Here is a 16,026-nt window from a genome sequence, read left to right on the forward strand (position 1 = left end):
GCTCGCGGCGAGCCGATCACCGCGGTGCTGACCAAGGCGCCCGGCAACGGTCAGCCGATTGGCGGCGTCAAGGTCACCACCGCCAACGGCTGGTTCGCCGCGCGGCCCTCCGGAACCGAAGACGTCTATAAGATCTACGCCGAGAGCTTCGTCGGCGCCGATCATTTGGCGCGGATCCAGCAGGAAGCCCAGTCCGCGCTCGGCGCGCTGTTCGCAAAGGCGGCGTGATGAGGGGACGCGTAGCTTGATATTCGTCAAGGCCGGAACCGGGCAGGCGTGAGCTGAAGGTGCGTAGCTTCGCTCTCCGTCATTGCGAGCGAAGCGAAGCAATCCAGCTCCGTGCATTGCGTCTGATTGCTTCGTCGCTTCGCTCCTCGCAATGACGGCGCCGAGAGGCTTACTTGTCCGGCTGGACCGAATTCATTGTCGCTTTCGCGGTCTTCCTGATGAGCCACGCGATCCCGGCACGTCCCGCGGTGCGGGCGGCTTTGGTGCGAGCACTCGGCGAGCGCGGCTTCCTGATCGGATACAGCATTGAATCCGTCGTGGTGCTGGCGTGGCTGATCATCGCCACCGGACGGGCGCCGTTCGTGGAACTGTGGCCGTTCGAGCGCTGGCAGATGTGGGCGCCCAATCTGGCGCTGCCGCTCGCCTGCCAGTTCGCCGCCTTTGGGATCGGCGCCGCCAATCCGCTGTCGTTCGGCGGTGATCCGCGCAAGCCGTTCGATCCCAAACATCCTGGCGTGGTCGGCATCGTCAGGCATCCGCTATTGTGGGCGACCGGCCTGTGGGCCGGTGCTCATGTGGTGCCGAACGGTGATCTCGCACATGTGCTGCTGTTCGGCTTCTTCGCGCTGATGGCGCTGGCCGGCATGCTGATCATCGACCGCCGCAAACGCCGCCAACTCGGCGCGGAGCGCTGGCAGACGCTGGCTGCCCACACCTCGTTCTGGCCGTTCGCTGCACTGATCAGCGGCCGGTTACGTCCGCCGGCCTGGCGGATCAGCCCGACGCGCGTCGCCGTCGGCCTCGCGGCATGGCTGAGCTTGCTGCTTCTCCACCCTTATGTGATCGGCGTCTCGCCGCTTCCGTAAAGACGTCTCTCCGTCATTGCGAGGAGCGAAGCGACGAAGCAATCCGGCTCAGTGCACGGAGCTGGATTGCTTCGCGGAGCCTGTCATCGGGCCGGCCAAGGCCGGACCCGGTGGCTCGCAATGACGGTGGGGATGTTCCCCTGCAAATCGTTCGCGAGTTTGTGCTGGCACAACTAGCAACGACGGCCTTGCTCTAGAAAAGCCGAGGACCGGTGCCGCCGGTCATCAACTCGGATGAGCGCCATGAGCAGCACGACCGTCGAAACTTCTCCGCAAGCGGCGACGCGCAAGCCGGTGCCGCGCTATCACACTCGTACGGGCCCGGCCTTTCTGTCTGCCGGCTTCCGGCCATTCTTCTTCTGCGGAGCGGTGTTTGCCGCTCTCGCGGTGTTGCTGTGGCTACCGGTGTATTTCGGCGAGCTGACGCTGCAGACCGCGCTGGCGCCGCGCGACTGGCACGTCCACGAAATGCTCTACGGCTATCTGCCGGCGGTGATCACCGGCTTCCTGCTGACCGCGATCCCGAACTGGACCGGACGACTGCCGCTACAAGGCACGCCGCTGCTGACGCTGGTGCTGGTGTGGTTCGCGGGCCGGCTGGCCGTGACGTTCTCGGCCGACATCGCCTGGCTCGCCGCGCTGCTGATCGATGCAAGCTTCCTGTTGCTGGTCGCGCTCGCCGCTGCGCGTGAAATCGCGGCCGGGCGGAACTGGCGCAACCTCAACGTCGTCGCCCTGATCACGCTGCTGCTCGCCGGCAATGTGGCGTTTCATCTCGAAGCCCATTTCAACGGCGCCGCAGACTACGGTATCCGCGCCGGCGTCGGCGTCGTGATCCTGCTGATCGCGCTGATCGGCGGCCGCATCACCCCGAGCTTCACCCGCAATTGGCTGGTGCGGCAGAATCCCGGCCGCTTGCCGCAGCCGTTCGGCAAGCTCGACATGGTGATCGTCGCCTTCAGCGCGCTGACGCTGGTGGTGTGGATCGCGCGGCCGGAAGGCACCGCCACCGGTGCGCTGCTAGTTGCCCCCGGCTTGGGCATCTGGTGCGCCTCGCGCGCTGGGCCGGTGATCGCACCGTGAAAGATCGCCTGCTGCTGATTCTCCATGTCGGCTATCTGTTTGTTCCCGATCGGTTTCTGCTCACGGCCTGCGCGGGGTTCGGCCTCCCACCGGCAAGCGCCGGGCTGCACTCCTGAATGTTCGGCGCCGCGGCGTGATGACGCTGGCAAGTGATGACACGCGCCTCGCTCCGCCACACCGGTCAGGCGCTTAGAGCCTCGGCGGCGACCCAAGCCGTGTATCTGGCGGCGCTGGTTGCCGTCATTGCCCGCGTCGCGGCGGCGTTGGCGCCGGCCTATAGCGACGGGCTGCTGCATGTCGCCGCGCTCGGCTGGTCTGTCGCTTTCCTGGGCTTCGCCATCAGCTACGCGCCGACACTGCTGGCCCGCGGCAAGCTCGCCTGACGCATCACTTTCAATTCTGAACAAGGACGATGACGATGACCGATACTCCGCAAGCCGAACGCGTGCTCGACGTCCGCGAGATCCCGCCCTATCAGCGCCATGAGATCATCCCGCGGCTGTTCGATCATCTCGCCGTCGGCGAGGGCCTGCAGATCGTGGTCGATCACGACCCCCGTCCGCTGCGCAATTTCTTCGAACAAGTCCACGGCGACGATTGCCGCTGGACGTATCTGGAGCAGGGGCCCGACGTCTGGCGCGTCGAACTGCGGCGGGCGGCGTAGCATCTATAGTCAGTTGGGAAGAGCCTCGACACCTCGACCCCACACGTCATTCCGGGATGCGCGCCGATAGGCGCGCAGACCCGGAATCTCGATGTGGTTGGGGGAGGGCTCAGAACATCTCGGGATTCCGGGTTCGCTCGCTACGCGAGCGCCCCGGAATGACGTTCGAATAAATAAGGGCAGCCCTACGGATCCGACAGCCAGCCCATGCTGAGGGCGAACCGGACGACCTCGACGCGGTTGTGGAAGCCGAGCTTGGCCATGCCGCGGGCCTTGTAGGTTTCGACGCTCTTGGCACCGATCTGCAGCTTGGCGGCGATGCTTTTGTTGCTGTGGCCGACGGCTGCGAGGCGTAGCACTTCGATTTCCCGGGTCGAGAGTTCGGCGACGGCGTTGTGGTCGTCGCCGTTGTGGACGTGCGGCGTGCTGCGGCCGATAGCGCGGCCGGCGATCGCCGGATCGAGATAGATCCCGCCGCCGCCGACCGCGTGAATGGCGCGGATCAGCTCTTCGGTGGCGGACCGCTTCAGCACATAGCCGGAGACGCCGAGGTCGAGCAGTTGGCGCAAGTAAGCGCCGTCTTCGTGCACGGTCAGCACCAGAACCCGGCATTCCGGGCAGGTGGCGAGGAATTTGCGTGCGACTTCGATGCCGTTGAGGCCGGGCATCGATAGATCGAGCACCGCGACGTCGGGCTTCAGCTCTGTGGCGCGGCGCAGCGCGTTGGGGCCGTCGCCGGCTTCGCCGACCATTTCGAGGCCGGGATCGCCGGCCACCAATGCTTTCAGACCACTCAGCACCACCGGGTGATCGTCGGCCAGAAAGACGCGAAGTCGGGGAGCTTGCTGGTCCATTGCATGAGCCTCAGCGGGCTAGAGCGGAATACGCGCGAACAAGGCTGTGCCCTTGCCTCGCGCAGATTCGATTTCGAGCGTGCCGTCGACCAGCGACAGCCGCTCGCGGATGCCGAGCAGGCCGAGCCGCGCGCGGGGCGGGCCGGCTTCCGGATCGCCGAAGCCGCAGCCGTCGTCCTCGACGATCATCGTCAGGTTGTCGGCGCCGCGGCGCAGGACAATTCCGACATGCTTCGCCGCGGCGTGGCGGACGATGTTGGTCAGTGCTTCCTGCAGCACGCGGTACAGCGTGGTCTCCACCGCGGGCGGCAGGCGGGCGTCACCGAGGGTGATGTGCAGCTCGAGGTCGATACGCGACTTCTCGCTCCATACCTCCAGCAGATGCCGGATCGCAGCTTCGATGCCGATATCGTCGAGTGCCGGAGGACGAATTTCCCAGGCGAGTTGGCGGACCTGGCGGCCGAGATCGACGGTCAGTGATTTCAGCTCGGCGACGCGTGCCTGCGCCATGACATCATCAGCGGTGTTGCGCCCGATATCATCGACGGCGAGTTGGAATAGAGTCAGCGTCTGGCCGAGCGTGTCGTGGAGCTCGCGGGAGATGCGAAGCCGTTCGGCTTCCTGATCCTCGACCGTGCGGCGCAGCAGCTGAGACAGATCGGCCTCGACCGCGACGCGGCGGCGCGTCTCTTCCTGCAAGGTCTGGGTGGCGTCTTTGGAGCGGTGCAGGCCGATATCGACCTGCCGCATTAGCTGCTCTTGGAGTAATCGCGCCGACTTGCGTTCGCGCGCGATGCCTTCGATCCGCCGCCGCACCACGCCGCACAGCGAGGCACGCAGCCGTTCGGCGGCTTCCATATCGATTGGCTGCCAGGGGCGCTGCGATGGTTCGGGCACGGCACCCGGTGCGACCTGTCTGAACCACATCAGATAGTCAGCCGGTGCAGGCGATAGTGGAAACGCCAAAACCGCGTTCGCCAGCGGCGCGAACGCCACAGCGGGCGGATAGACGTCAACCAGCGCATTAGTGCGAAATACGTCGGTGCGATTGCTGGACTCGAGCCAGGCGACCAGCGCCGCAATGTCCGCAGCGGGCGGCGCTTCGCCGAGCGAAAGGTGTTGGCCGCGTAGCCACAGCGCAACGCCGCGGGCAGGGATCAGCGCCATCAGATGAGAGCGGAACCGGATCAGTCCCTCGCTAAGATCGGATTCCTGACTGAGGCGCGCGACCAGCTCATCGTGTAGCCGGCTGCTGTGGAGGCGCGCCTCGGTCTGCCGGGCGGCTCGGATCGGCTCGAATAGCGCAGGCTCGGCGCTGCGCCGAACCAGGCGAGCGGCTGCGTCAAAATCCGTTGGATTTTCAATGCCTGACTGCATTCCGTGTCACTCAATTGACCATGTCCGGGCGTTGGCGGACCGGTTTGAGGATGTCCGGTATGACACGGACAGTCCCGAGTGTCATGTGAAATTGACAAAAATGTGTGTCAGGATAATCTTACAATCACTCAGTCGTGATCGAGAGCTTTAGGCGATCGGTTCGGCCGGGTGAAGGGCTCCGCAGCTGGTGTCCGGTGGCAGAACTCGAACGGGTGGAGGCAGGGTCGATGACCCAGGTCTCCGAGGGGCTCGAACGGGTGGTCTGTCGATCGGCGCTTAGGCCCCGGAGTCATCGGCAAAATGCCGTGAGCGAACTGACGAGCGGCTGCGGACGAGTTTTCGTCCGGCTCGTGCCCACGGTGATCCACCTACGTGCAGGTTCAGCACGAAACTGATCGAAAGTCTCTTAGGAGAACTCACTATGGCAGACGATCTCAACAAGGTCTGGCCGACCGGCCTGACGATTGCGGAATCGGAAGAGCTCCACAAGCACGTGATCGACGGCACCCGCATCTTCGGTGCGATCGCCATCGTCGCTCACTTCCTGGCGTACGTCTACTCGCCCTGGCTGCACTAATCAGCGCATTGAGGAGTATCTAAAATGAATCAAGGTCGCATCTGGACTGTGGTCAAGCCGACGGTCGGTCTCCCGCTGCTGCTCGGCAGCGTCACCGTGATCGCCATTCTCGTTCACTACGCGGTGCTGTCGCACACCACCTGGTTCCCGAAGTACTGGAACGGCAAGACCGCGGCGATCGAGAGCTCGGTCACCATCGGCTGATTCAGCTTCTTCGAAGCTGTTGTGGCTGGACCGGGATCCAAGGGTCCCGGTCGCTTGCTTTGTAGCCAGGCCGGCATGTGTCGATAGTTTGATCTGTCGCAGATCGTCGCTGGCCACAAAGTGGTGCTGTTCGTTCGGGGGATCGTGGCATCTGCCGCACTCACGCAAGCAAGTTGGATTTGCTGAACGATGAACACAGTCAGCCAAAAAGTGATGAGGGCGTGGGCCTCGTTGGGACCGCGCTTCCTGCCATTCGCGGATGCGGCGACGCCGGATCTGCCGCTGTCCCGGCTGTTGCGCCTGTCGCTGTTTCAGGTCGCGGTCGGCATGTCGCTGGTGCTGCTGGTCGGCACGCTCAACCGGGTGATGATCGTCGAACTCAAAGTGCCGGCCTCGATCGTCGGCGTGATGGTGTCGATCCCGCTGATCTTCGCGCCGTTCCGGGCGCTGATCGGCTTCAAGTCCGACGTCCACAAATCCGTTCTCGGCTGGCGCCGCGTGCCGTTCCTCTACAAGGGGACCATGGTGCAGTTCGGCGGCCTCGCCATTCTGCCGTTTGCGCTGCTGGTGCTGTCCGGCGGCGGCGAAGCCGGTCATGCCCCGGTATGGATCGGGCAGGCTGCTGCCGCGCTGGCCTTCCTGCTGATCGGCGCCGGCGTTCACACCACGCAGACTGTCGGGCTCGCATTGGCGACCGACCTTGCTCCGGCCGAGTCGCGGCCGAAGGTCGTCGGCCTGATGTACACGATGCTGATGCTCGGCATGATCGCGAGCGCGATCATCTTCGGCATTCTGCTCGCTGACTTCTCTCCGGGTCGACTGATCCAGGTGATCCAGGGCGCCGCGGTCGCCACCATCCTGCTCAACGGCATCGCCTCATGGAAGATGGAAGCGCGCCAGCGCACCGGCACCAGCGTTCCGATCCCGGTCGCGGGCGCGCCGACGGGCGGCTTCCGCGAGTCGTGGGATGCGTTCATTCACGGCCCTGACGCGACGCGGCGGCTGATCGCGGTCGGGCTCGGCACCATGGCGTTCAGCATGGAGGACGTGCTGCTCGAGCCGTATGGCGGACAGATCCTGCATCTCAGCGTTGGTGATACGACCAAGCTCACCGCGGCATTGGCGGTCGGCGGCCTGTTCGGCTTCGGCCTTGCCTCGCGCGTGCTCAGCCGCGGCGCCGATCCGTTCCGGATGGCGAGCGCCGGCGCGCTTGTCGGCATCCCGGCTTTTCTTGCGGTGATCTTCTCTGCCGACATCTCCTGGATCACAGCCTCCGCACTGACCTTCGGTCTAGGCACGCTGATGATCGGATTCGGCGCCGGCTTGTTCGGCCATGGCACCCTGACCGCCACGATGAATGCGGCACCGAAGGATCAGGCCGGCCTGGCGCTCGGAGCATGGGGTGCGGTGCAGGCCTCGGCGGCCGGCATCGCGATCGCGCTCGGCGGTATCTTGCGCGACCTGGTAACTGCTTACGTGCCGCCAAGTCTGTCCAGCGCCGCTGCCGGTTATCACTTCGTCTACTACCTCGAATTGGTGTTGCTCTTGGCCACGCTGGTGACGATGGTCCCATTGATACGGCGGAGGGAACCCATTTTGATGCAGGGCCAGCTCACGGGGTCCTGAGGCTGAAACGGAGTTACCATGACGCAAACCATCGCCCGGTTGTACGATTCCAGCAGCAAGCTGGGTGCGCTGGAAGCCGATCTGAAAAAGGGTGGCTACGACTACGCAGTCGTTACCAGCAAGTCGGCAGCGCCGGCCGACATTGCGGCAGCGCTCGGCAAGGCAGGCGTTTCGCGCAAGGACGCGGCTACCTATGCCGAGTACGTCAAGAAGGGTTCGGTCGTGGTGGCGGCCAAAGCCGCGTTCGGTTTCGGCGCCAAGGTCGAGGCGATCCTCGACAGCTACGGTCCCAACAAGATCAGCCTCGGCTCGTCGGCATCGGCCGCCACTGAGATGAGCGATGCGACGCCGTTCTCCAATTTGCTTCATGCTCCCGTGCTGCTCGACACTTCGGGCAAGTACAAATCCTATTCCGGCGACTGGCTTCTGACCGACAGCGACAAGACCTTTTCGGGTACTCCGCTGGTGATCAAGAGTTCGGGCCCGTATCAGTCGTTTTCCGGTACGCCGCTGCTGCTCAACAGCAGCGGTCCCTACAAGTCCTTCTCAGGGACTCCTCTGCTGTTGGACACCAGCGGTCCGTACAAATCGTACTCGGGCGAGCCGCTGTTGATCAACAGCCCGACTATCTTCTCCTCCTGGCTGGGCCTGCCAGTGCTCTCTAGATAAAGGAATTGGACCATGAGCGAATATAAAGGACACTCCGGACATCCGCTGATCCTCGAACAGAAGGGCGAGTACAAGAGCTACTCGGGCGAGCCCCTCATCCTGAAGCAGGAAGGCGAGTACAAGGGCTACTCGGGCACTCCGCTGATCCTGAAGCAGGAAGGCGAGTACAAGAGCTTCTCGGGAACTCCGCTGATCCTCAAGCAGGAAGGCGAGTACCAGAGCTTCTCCGGCACTCCGCTGCTGCTGAAGCAGGACGGCGAGTACAAATCGTTCTCGGGCTATCCGCTGCTGCTCAACCTCTGAGCGACGCGATCTGACCAAGAGAACGCCGCGGGCATTGCTGCCCGCGGCGTTTTGCTGCCAGGAAACAAGGCGCTGATCTTGTGCTCCGTTGAGGGCTGCCAACGCTCTTCGATGCGGCTCAGCAGCCTGCGTTCCATCGTCCGGCTTAAGTACATCGCCCCCGATTGTCGGGTTCCTGGTGTTCCCTCGTGGAGTTACTTGGAGGGAACTGGTTCGACTTCGTGGACGGTGTCTGCCCAGGACGTGCGCCAGGTCGCCCGCGGTGCGGCATTTGCTCGCAGCACTTTTGCCAGCGCGCGGGAAAGCCTAACGCTCTCAAAGAGTTCCAGGAGCTGTGACATTGCGCCGCCGCAAGCCGGATGTTGTGTTGCACAATTCCGACCTTAACGTCTGTTCATCAAGTCGCCGGATGATTGGGCCGCGCTCCGTATCGCTGCGGAGTGAGCGCTGGCGATCGAAGATGAGGTGAACGACGTGGCTATGCGGGGATGGTTGAGTTTCGCTCTGACGGCGACGGCACTGGCGTGCCTCGCACCCGGTCTTGCCGGATGCGACGAGCCTGCTGTTGCGAAAGCCACCGAGGCCGCCAAGCCCGATGTCGGCGTCGTCACCGTGAAGCCGCAGCCGCGCGCGATCGTGCGGGAACTACCCGGCCGTATCGCACCGATTCGCGTCGCCGACGTTCGCCCGCGCGTCTCCGGCATCATCACTGCGCGCAAATTCCAGCAGGGCGGCGAAGTCCAGGCCGGGGATACGCTGTATCAAATTGATCCGCGGCCGTTCGAAGTCGACCTGCAGGCCGCAGAGGCCGCACTCGCCAAGGCCGAGGCTGCGCGTGACCAGGCCGAGCTGCAGGCCAAGCGCGTCGCCATGCTGGCGCACGAACAGGCGGCGTCGCGCGCCGCCAATGAAGCTGCGGCGAGCACGTCGCGCCAAGCCTCCGCCGAGGTCGCCGCACGCCAGGCCGAGGTTGCCCGCGCCAAGCTCAATCTCGAATACGCCACCATCCGCGCCCCGATCAGCGGTCGCATCGGCGCCGCGCTGGTCACCGAAGGCGCGCTGGTGGTGCAGAACGATTCGACCAGCCTCGCGACTATCCAGCAGCTCGACAAGGTCTACGCCGACTTCACCCAGCCGGTGGCCGAGATGGTGCGGCTGCGCCGCGCCTTCGAGTCCGGCGAACTCGACCAGATCGCCGCCGATGCGGTGCGGGCGCATCTCGTGCTCGATGACGGCACGGTCTATCCGTTGCACGGCAAGCTGCTGTTCTCCGAAGCCAGGTCGACGCCTACACCGGCCAAGTGACGCTGCGTGCGGAGTTCGACATTCCCAATCGCGAGCTCTTGCCCGGCATGTATGTTAGGGTGCGGATCGAGCAGGGTTACGATGCCGATGCGCTGGCGGTGCCGGTGCAGGCGGTTCAGCGCAATGCCGGCGGCGGCGCCGAAGTCTTCGTCGTCAAGGACGACAACCGCGTCATTGTGCAGCCGGTGCGGCTCGGCTCGCAGCAGGACGGCCAGTGGCTGATCCTCGACGGTCTCAAGCCCGGTGCGCGTGTCGTCGTCGACGGCTTCCAGAAATTCGCTGCCGGTGACACGGTGACTCCGATCCCGACGCAGGAGACCAAGGCGGCGGACGCCTCGGCCGGTTTGCCGGGCGCCGCCCGCTAGGCCGCCCCCATGCCATCCTTTTTCATCGACAGGCCGGTCTTTGCCTGGGTCGTCGCGCTGTTCATCTGTCTGATCGGCGCGATCGCGATTCCGCTATTGCCGGTCGCGCAGTATCCGATCATCGCGCCGCCGTCGATTTCGGTGTCGACGCAATATCCCGGCGCGTCGCCGGAGAACCTCTACAACAGCGTCACGCGGCTGATCGAAGAGGAGCTCAACGGCGCCAACGGGATTCTCAATTTCGAATCGACCTCGGACTCGCTCGGCCAGGTCGAGATCACCGCCAACTTCCAGCCCGGCACCGACACCGAAATGGCGTCGGTCAACGTGCAGAACCGCATCAAGCGCATCGAGTCGCGGTTGCCGAAAGCGGTGCTGCAGCAGGGCATCCTGGTCGAGGAAGCCTCGAGCGCGGTGCTGCAGATCATCACGCTGAGTTCGACCGACGGCTCGCTCGACGAAGTCGGCCTCGGCGACTTCATGATCCGCAACGTGCTCGGCGAAATCCGTCGCATCCCCGGCGTCGGCCGCGCCACGCTGTATTCGACCGAGCGCGCGCTACGCATCTGGATCGATCCCGACAAGCTGGTCGGCTACAATCTCACGGCCGACGACGTCACCAAGGCGATCAACGCCCAGAACGCCCAGGTCGCCTCCGGTAGCATCGGCGCCGAGCCGAGCCCGAAGGGCCAGAAGATCTCGGCGCTGGTGCTGGTCAAGGGCCAGCTCTCCTCTGCCGACGAGTTCGGTGCCATCGTGCTACGCGCCAACCCCGACGGCTCGACGGTGCGGTTACGTGACGTCGCCCGCATCGAGATCGGCGGCTTCTCCTATCAGTTCAACACCCGCCTCAACGGCAAGCCGGTCGCCGGCCTGTCGGTGCTGATGTCGCCGAGCGGCAACGCGCTCGCCACCGCCAGCGCGGTCGAAGCCAAGATGAAGGAGCTGTCGCGCTTCTTCCCGGCCAACATCAAATACGAGATCCCCTACAACATCACGCCGGTGGTCGAAGCCTCGATCGAGAAGGTGGTGCACACGCTGCTCGAGGCGGTGGCGCTGGTGTTCGTGGTGATGTTCCTGTTCCTGCAGAACATCCGCTACACCATCATTCCAACCATCGTGGTGCCGGTGGCGCTGCTCGGCACCTGCGCGTCGCTGATGCTGTTCGGCTATTCGATCAACATGCTGACCATGTTCGGCATGGTGCTGGCGATCGGCATCCTGGTCGACGACGCAATTGTTGTCGTCGAGAACGTCGAACGCATCATGGCCGAGGAGGGACTGCCGCCCAAGGAAGCGACCCGCAAGGCGATGTCGCAGATCACTTCGGCGATCGTCGGCATCACTGCCGTGCTGATTGCGGTGTTCGTGCCGATGGCGTTCTTCCCCGGCTCCGTCGGAATCATCTATCGGCAGTTCTCGGTGACGATGGTTTCGGCCATCGCTTTCTCGGCACTGTTGGCTTTGTCGCTGACGCCGGCGCTGTGCGCCACGATCCTCAAGCCGGTGGTGAAGGGTCACGCACACGCCGAGCGCGGCTTCTTCGGCCGCTTTAATCGCATGCTCGACGGCCTGCGCGAGCGCTACTCGGGCGCCGTGCGCTGGAATATCGGTCGCACCGGACGGCTGATGATTTTCTATGCCGTGCTGGTCGCCGGCGTCGGCTTTGCGATGTCGCGCATGCCGGGCGGCTTCCTCCCGGTCGATGACCAGGGCTTCATCACCGTCGACGTGCAGACGCCGCCGGAGTCGTCCTACAGCCGCACTTACGACGTCGTGAAGCAGGTCGAGGACTATCTGCTCAAGCGCGATGGCGTGGAGAACGTCACGTTCCTGACCGGCTTCAGCTTCCTCGGCCAGGGCATGAACGCCGCCCAGGCCTTCGTCAGCCTCAAGGACTGGGGCGAGCGCGATAGCAAAAGCAGCGCGGCTGCCATCGTCGACCACACCAACAAGACGCTCGGCAGCATTCGCGACGCCCGCGTCTCGGCGCTGCAGCCGCCGCCGATCGACAACCTCGGCAACTCCTCCGGCTTCAGCTTCCGCCTGCAGGACCGCGGCCAGAAAGGTTACGAGGCGCTGATTGCAGCCAGCCAGCAGCTCATCAAGGCTGCCAACGCCAGCCCGGTGTTGCAGAACGTCTATGTCGAAGGCCTGCCGCCGGCGCCCGTGGTGAACCTCGTGATCGACCGCGAGAAGGCGAGCGCTTTCGGCGTCACCTTCGAGGACATCAACAACACCATCTCGACCAATCTCGGCTCGGCCTACGTCAACGACTTCCCGAACCGCGGCCGCATGCAGCGTGTCATCGTCCAGGCCGACGCCGGCGACCGCATGAGCGCCGAGAACATCCTGGCCTACAACGTCAAGAACAGCCGCGGCCAACTGGTGCCGTTCTCGTCTTTCGCGACGGTCGAATGGTCAAAGGGACCTTCGCAGGTGGTCGGCTTCAACTACTATCCGGCGGTGCGTGTCAGTGGCGAGGCTCGCGCCGGCTACACCTCGGGCGATGCCATCGCCGAGATGGAGCGGCTGTCCGACCAGCTGCCGCGCGGCTTTGGCTACGACTGGACGGGACAGTCGCTGCAGGAAAAACTGTCTGGCTCGCAGGCACCGCTGCTGCTCGGCCTGTCGGCGCTGATCGTGTTCCTGGTGCTGGCGGCGCTATACGAGAGCTGGACCATTCCGGTCGCAGTGCTGCTGACAGTGCCGCTCGGCATCGCCGGCGCGGTCGCTGCGTCGTCGATGCGGTCGCTGCCCAACGACGTGTATTTCACCGTCGGCCTGATCACCATCATCGGCCTCGCCGCCAAGGACGCAATTCTCATCGTCGAATTCGCCCGGGATCTGCGACGCGAAGGCAAAAGCCTGCGCGAGGCGACGATGGAAGCCTGCCATCTCCGCTTCCGCCCGATCGTCATGACCGGCCTGGCCTTCGTCAGCGGCGTGCTGCCGATGGTGATCGCCTCGGGCGCCGGCGGCAAGAGCCAGCAGGCGCTCGGCACCGGCGTGATGGGCGGCATGATCGCGGTGGTGATCCTGGCGCTGCTGTTCGTTCCGGTGTTCTTCGTCGCGGTGCAGCGCGTGCTCGGCCGCGACAAGTCGGACGACCCGATCAGCGAGCACCCCGCCGACCATGTTCCGATGCACGCCCAGCTCCCTGATCATTCAGGTTAGTGCGGCTTGTAAGGAACTAATCGCAAAACCTCCGGTTGGATGAGGACAGGTGCAATTTCCTTTCCTTAATCTTCAACCGGAGGATCCTTCATGCAGGGAGATCAACCGATTAGCTGGCTGATGTTCTTCACGCTCGCCGCAGGCGTGGTGATCGTCGGTCTCGCCTTCATCAACTTCATCCGCTCGCGGTCCAACCGGGCGGTCGCCGCAGATACACTGGAAGGTAACGGTCACGGACGCGGCATGGCCGCCGACGGCGCGCTGCCGGAACTCGTCGGCGTCACGGTGTTCGCTTTGATTGCGATGGGGCTGCTCGCCTTCGGCGTCAATTCCCGTGGTGGTGATCAGACCGCCCAAATCTCCGCGCCCGCCGGCCAGACCACCGGCTCCGGCAGCGGCATGATGCAGCCGCCCGGCATCCAGAACGAGCCGAAGCGCTATCAACCCAACAACCCCGGCACCGACACCCGCGTCGCCCCGACTCAGTCCGACACCGGCGCCGGCAACTCCGCGGGCTCGACCGGAAATCCGGTGAACAAGTAAAGTCCAACGGGGTAGTGAACGACACCAAACGGGGGCTTCGCAGCCCCCGTTTTCATTTGCCAACCTCTCCACGTCATTGCGAGGAGGCGAAGCCGACGAAGCAATCCAACTCAGTGCACTGCGCTGGATTGCTTCGTCGCTACGCTCCTCGCAATGACGGAGTAACGCTAAGTCGCCGCCTCGTACGCTGCCTTCTGCTGTTCCATCAGCATGATCTTCTCCTGGATCTTGGCGCGCTGGGCCTGCAGTGTGGCGGCGACTGCCGGCGACGTGAGCGCAGCTTTCAGCGCATCGTCGTATTTGCCGATATTTCGCTTCTCGCCGTCGATCAGGCCGGGCAGCACGCTGCCGTCGAGGCCGTTGAATAGCGAGCGCACGCTCATGATGGTGCGATGGATCACGCTCATGAACGAGCCGCTGTCGTCGGCGTGCTCGCCGGCGTTGATCAGGATGCCGCCGAGTTCTTCGGCGTTGCCGTGGTGGAGCGCGATCATGTCGCGGAACAGAGATGTCAGGCCCTGCCCCTCGGCGTCTTCCAGGGCTTCTTNGTAGCCGTTACGGGCATCGATGGCGCTGGTGTGCAGGCTCTTGAGATGATCGATCAGGTCGGTGTCCATTCTGTCTCCCCTCCAATCGCTTCGCCGGCCGGTTGCCGGGACCGGCGGAACAACAAAGGAGAGAGGGAACAGGTTCTGTCCGGTATATTCCGGACAAGCGAGGCCTGCCGCGTTTAATCGCGTCGCTCGCCGTCCAGCGGCTCGAGGCCGTAGGGCTTCACCAGCGCCCAAACGTGCGCCGGGATCATGTTCTTCATTTTGGACTGATAAGCGCGGCGCAGGTGCAGCACGCTTTCGACCGCCTTCATCTCGACGCGGGCGCGGGCGAATTCGATCCCGCGTGGGCCGACTTTCGGCATCAGCCAACCCATGAACGGCCGCAGCCAGTTCGGCATGCCGCGCACCGGCAGGCCGCCGGCGGCGAGTTCGGTGTTCTTGAGGAAGCCCTTCACCGGCGCAATGCGGCTGCCGGCGGTGGTCGGCTCGGTCAGCTTCACCTCGTCGCCGAGCAGCTCGAGCAGCTCCTCGCCGCGCTCGTTGCGCACCAGCAGCCACTGCTCGCCGCGGCCACCCATATAGCCGACGGTGATGTCGGCCAGCGTGTTGGTGTAGTCGACGCAGGTGCGGCAAGTGATTGGGAAGAAGTCGCTGGGCAGTTTGGAGATCGGCAGCAGCAGAAATGGGATGCGTTTCTGCCTGCCGTCGTCGAACCGCAGCTCGACGTGATAGTCGGCGCAGAATTCCAGATAGGTGATGGTCTCGGGCTTATCGGAGAGCAGCCGCAGGAAGCCGTGAAACGCTTCGGTGGTGGTGTTGTCCGAGCACGGTGTGCCGATCACGTAGAGCCGATCGAAGCCGAGCTGCTGTTCGAGCGAGCGCAGCGCGTAGATCTGGCACGGGATGCCGATGACGGCGAGCCGCTTGTAGCCGGCCGAGAGCGCGTTTTCGAGCAGCGCCAGCGACGGCGCGTAGCCCATCCGCATGCCGCGGCAGCGCGCCATGTCTTCGGGCTTGGTCACCAGCACCGGCACCGGCTTCCACTTGTCGTGCGGATCGGCCGTCATGGTCAGCACTGCATCAACCGCGCCGGTCTCCAGCAGGCGCTGGCCGATGGTGGTGGTGATGCCGGTCCATTGCGCGCCGTCGCGCGGCTCCTTCATCGCCGCCTGCAGCATACGGCGATAGGGGCCGAAGAACGCTTCGTCAGCGCGCGAAGGATCGCGCCTGCGGCCGTGGATCTTCAGCTCCATCGCCGGATAGTCGGGCTTGATGAACTGGCAGGCCTGGCCGCAGCGCTTCGGATCGCTCATCCGCGATACGCCGCAATCGGTGCATAAGTCGCGCGGCGCCGGCGCATTCAGCGGTGGCGTCCACAATCCAGCGGCGTGATCGTGCCGAGCTACCATCCGCGCGTCCCCGGGCCGCCTTTGAAGGGGCCGACGACGGTCGAGGTGATCCAGCCGCCGTAAAAGTCACCTTGCTGCGGCTGCACGCGTTCGTCGCCGACATAGGCTCGGCGGCATCGGCATCGGCCTCGTCAAAGGCGGCGGCCCGGGCGAGAACGTCGCCCAAGCGTTGGAGGCCGAGTCGCTCGACGACGTCACCGACCCGATGGGCCGGACTTTTCG

14 protein-coding genes and 4 pseudogenes are annotated in these 16,026 nt (G+C 64.5%); 14 read left to right on the top strand and 4 right to left on the bottom strand.

Annotated features, from left to right (window positions below):
• The 5 genes and pseudogenes from I5M_RS29485 to I5M_RS10530 form a co-directional block, all read left to right on the top strand.
• Window positions 1-228: pseudogene (locus tag I5M_RS29485) on the top strand (phosphoglucomutase, alpha-D-glucose phosphate-specific); the annotation flags it as partial.
• 173 nt (window positions 229-401) lie between these two features.
• Window positions 402-1,094, top strand: a complete 693-nt coding sequence (locus tag I5M_RS10520) for an NnrU family protein (protein WP_022721370.1) — start codon at window positions 402-404, stop codon at window positions 1,092-1,094.
• Between the two features lie 243 nt (window positions 1,095-1,337).
• A complete protein-coding gene (locus tag I5M_RS29490; RefSeq protein WP_376738674.1) occupies window positions 1,338-2,177 on the top strand; it encodes an NnrS family protein in 840 nt (279 codons plus the stop codon).
• Window positions 2,174-2,560: pseudogene (locus I5M_RS34400) on the top strand (NnrS family protein). Before I5M_RS29490 ends, I5M_RS34400 begins: the two are co-directional and overlap by 4 nt.
• A gap of 35 nt (window positions 2,561-2,595) precedes the next feature.
• Window positions 2,596-2,841, top strand: coding sequence for a DUF2249 domain-containing protein (locus tag I5M_RS10530; protein ID WP_031336026.1), 246 nt, complete (start codon window positions 2,596-2,598; stop codon window positions 2,839-2,841).
• A gap of 185 nt (window positions 2,842-3,026) precedes the next feature.
• Here the strand turns inward: I5M_RS10530 and I5M_RS10535 are convergent, their stop codons facing one another.
• Both I5M_RS10535 and I5M_RS10540 read right to left on the bottom strand, forming a co-directional pair.
• Window positions 3,027-3,695: a response regulator transcription factor gene (locus I5M_RS10535; protein ID WP_022721372.1), complete on the bottom strand. Its 669-nt coding sequence runs from the start codon at window positions 3,693-3,695 to the stop codon at window positions 3,027-3,029.
• Between the two features lie 18 nt (window positions 3,696-3,713).
• Window positions 3,714-5,072, bottom strand: a complete 1,359-nt coding sequence (locus I5M_RS10540; protein ID WP_022721373.1) for a GAF domain-containing sensor histidine kinase — start codon at window positions 5,070-5,072, stop codon at window positions 3,714-3,716.
• Between the two features lie 421 nt (window positions 5,073-5,493).
• Here I5M_RS10540 and pufB point away from each other — a divergent pair, with 421 nt between their 5' ends.
• From pufB to I5M_RS10580, 8 genes and pseudogenes are all read left to right on the top strand, one after another.
• Window positions 5,494-5,649: a light-harvesting antenna LH1, beta subunit gene (pufB, locus tag I5M_RS10545; RefSeq protein ID WP_022721374.1), complete on the top strand. Its 156-nt coding sequence runs from the start codon at window positions 5,494-5,496 to the stop codon at window positions 5,647-5,649.
• A 24-nt stretch (window positions 5,650-5,673) separates the two neighbouring features.
• Window positions 5,674-5,853 (top strand): light-harvesting protein, encoded by a 180-nt coding sequence (locus I5M_RS10550; RefSeq protein WP_011504171.1) that lies wholly within the window; start codon window positions 5,674-5,676, stop codon window positions 5,851-5,853.
• Between the two features lie 189 nt (window positions 5,854-6,042).
• On the top strand, window positions 6,043-7,479 hold the full coding sequence (locus I5M_RS10555) for a PucC family protein (RefSeq protein WP_022721375.1): 1,437 nt from the start codon (window positions 6,043-6,045) through the stop codon (window positions 7,477-7,479).
• Between the two features lie 18 nt (window positions 7,480-7,497).
• Window positions 7,498-8,148 (top strand): hypothetical protein, encoded by a 651-nt coding sequence (locus I5M_RS10560; RefSeq protein WP_022721376.1) that lies wholly within the window; start codon window positions 7,498-7,500, stop codon window positions 8,146-8,148.
• Window positions 8,149-8,160: 12 nt separating this feature from the next.
• Window positions 8,161-8,451, top strand: coding sequence for a hypothetical protein (locus tag I5M_RS10565; RefSeq protein WP_022721377.1), 291 nt, complete (start codon window positions 8,161-8,163; stop codon window positions 8,449-8,451).
• Window positions 8,452-8,931: 480 nt separating this feature from the next.
• Window positions 8,932-10,121, top strand: a pseudogene (locus I5M_RS29495) (efflux RND transporter periplasmic adaptor subunit).
• Between the two features lie 9 nt (window positions 10,122-10,130).
• Window positions 10,131-13,298, top strand: a complete 3,168-nt coding sequence (locus I5M_RS10575; RefSeq protein WP_022721378.1) for an efflux RND transporter permease subunit — start codon at window positions 10,131-10,133, stop codon at window positions 13,296-13,298.
• A gap of 90 nt (window positions 13,299-13,388) precedes the next feature.
• Window positions 13,389-13,841 (top strand): hypothetical protein, encoded by a 453-nt coding sequence (locus tag I5M_RS10580; protein WP_022721379.1) that lies wholly within the window; start codon window positions 13,389-13,391, stop codon window positions 13,839-13,841.
• A gap of 167 nt (window positions 13,842-14,008) precedes the next feature.
• Here I5M_RS10580 and I5M_RS10585 read toward each other — a convergent pair whose 3' ends face one another.
• Together I5M_RS10585 and I5M_RS10590 are read right to left on the bottom strand one after the other, a co-directional pair.
• On the bottom strand, window positions 14,009-14,458 hold the full coding sequence (locus tag I5M_RS10585) for a PA2169 family four-helix-bundle protein (protein WP_022721380.1): 450 nt from the start codon (window positions 14,456-14,458) through the stop codon (window positions 14,009-14,011).
• A 113-nt stretch (window positions 14,459-14,571) separates the two neighbouring features.
• Window positions 14,572-15,804 carry a Coenzyme F420 hydrogenase/dehydrogenase, beta subunit C-terminal domain gene (locus tag I5M_RS10590; RefSeq protein ID WP_031336028.1) on the bottom strand — a complete coding sequence of 411 codons (1,233 nt, stop codon included), beginning with the start codon at window positions 15,802-15,804 and terminating at the stop codon, window positions 14,572-14,574.
• 106 nt (window positions 15,805-15,910) lie between these two features.
• Between I5M_RS10590 and I5M_RS33610 the strand changes: the two are divergent.
• Window positions 15,911-16,026, top strand: a pseudogene (locus I5M_RS33610) (alpha/beta hydrolase); the annotation flags it as partial.

The sequence above is a fragment of the Rhodopseudomonas sp. B29 genome (assembly GCF_000333455.1).
In the GTDB taxonomy this organism is placed as follows: domain Bacteria; phylum Pseudomonadota; class Alphaproteobacteria; order Rhizobiales; family Xanthobacteraceae; genus Rhodopseudomonas.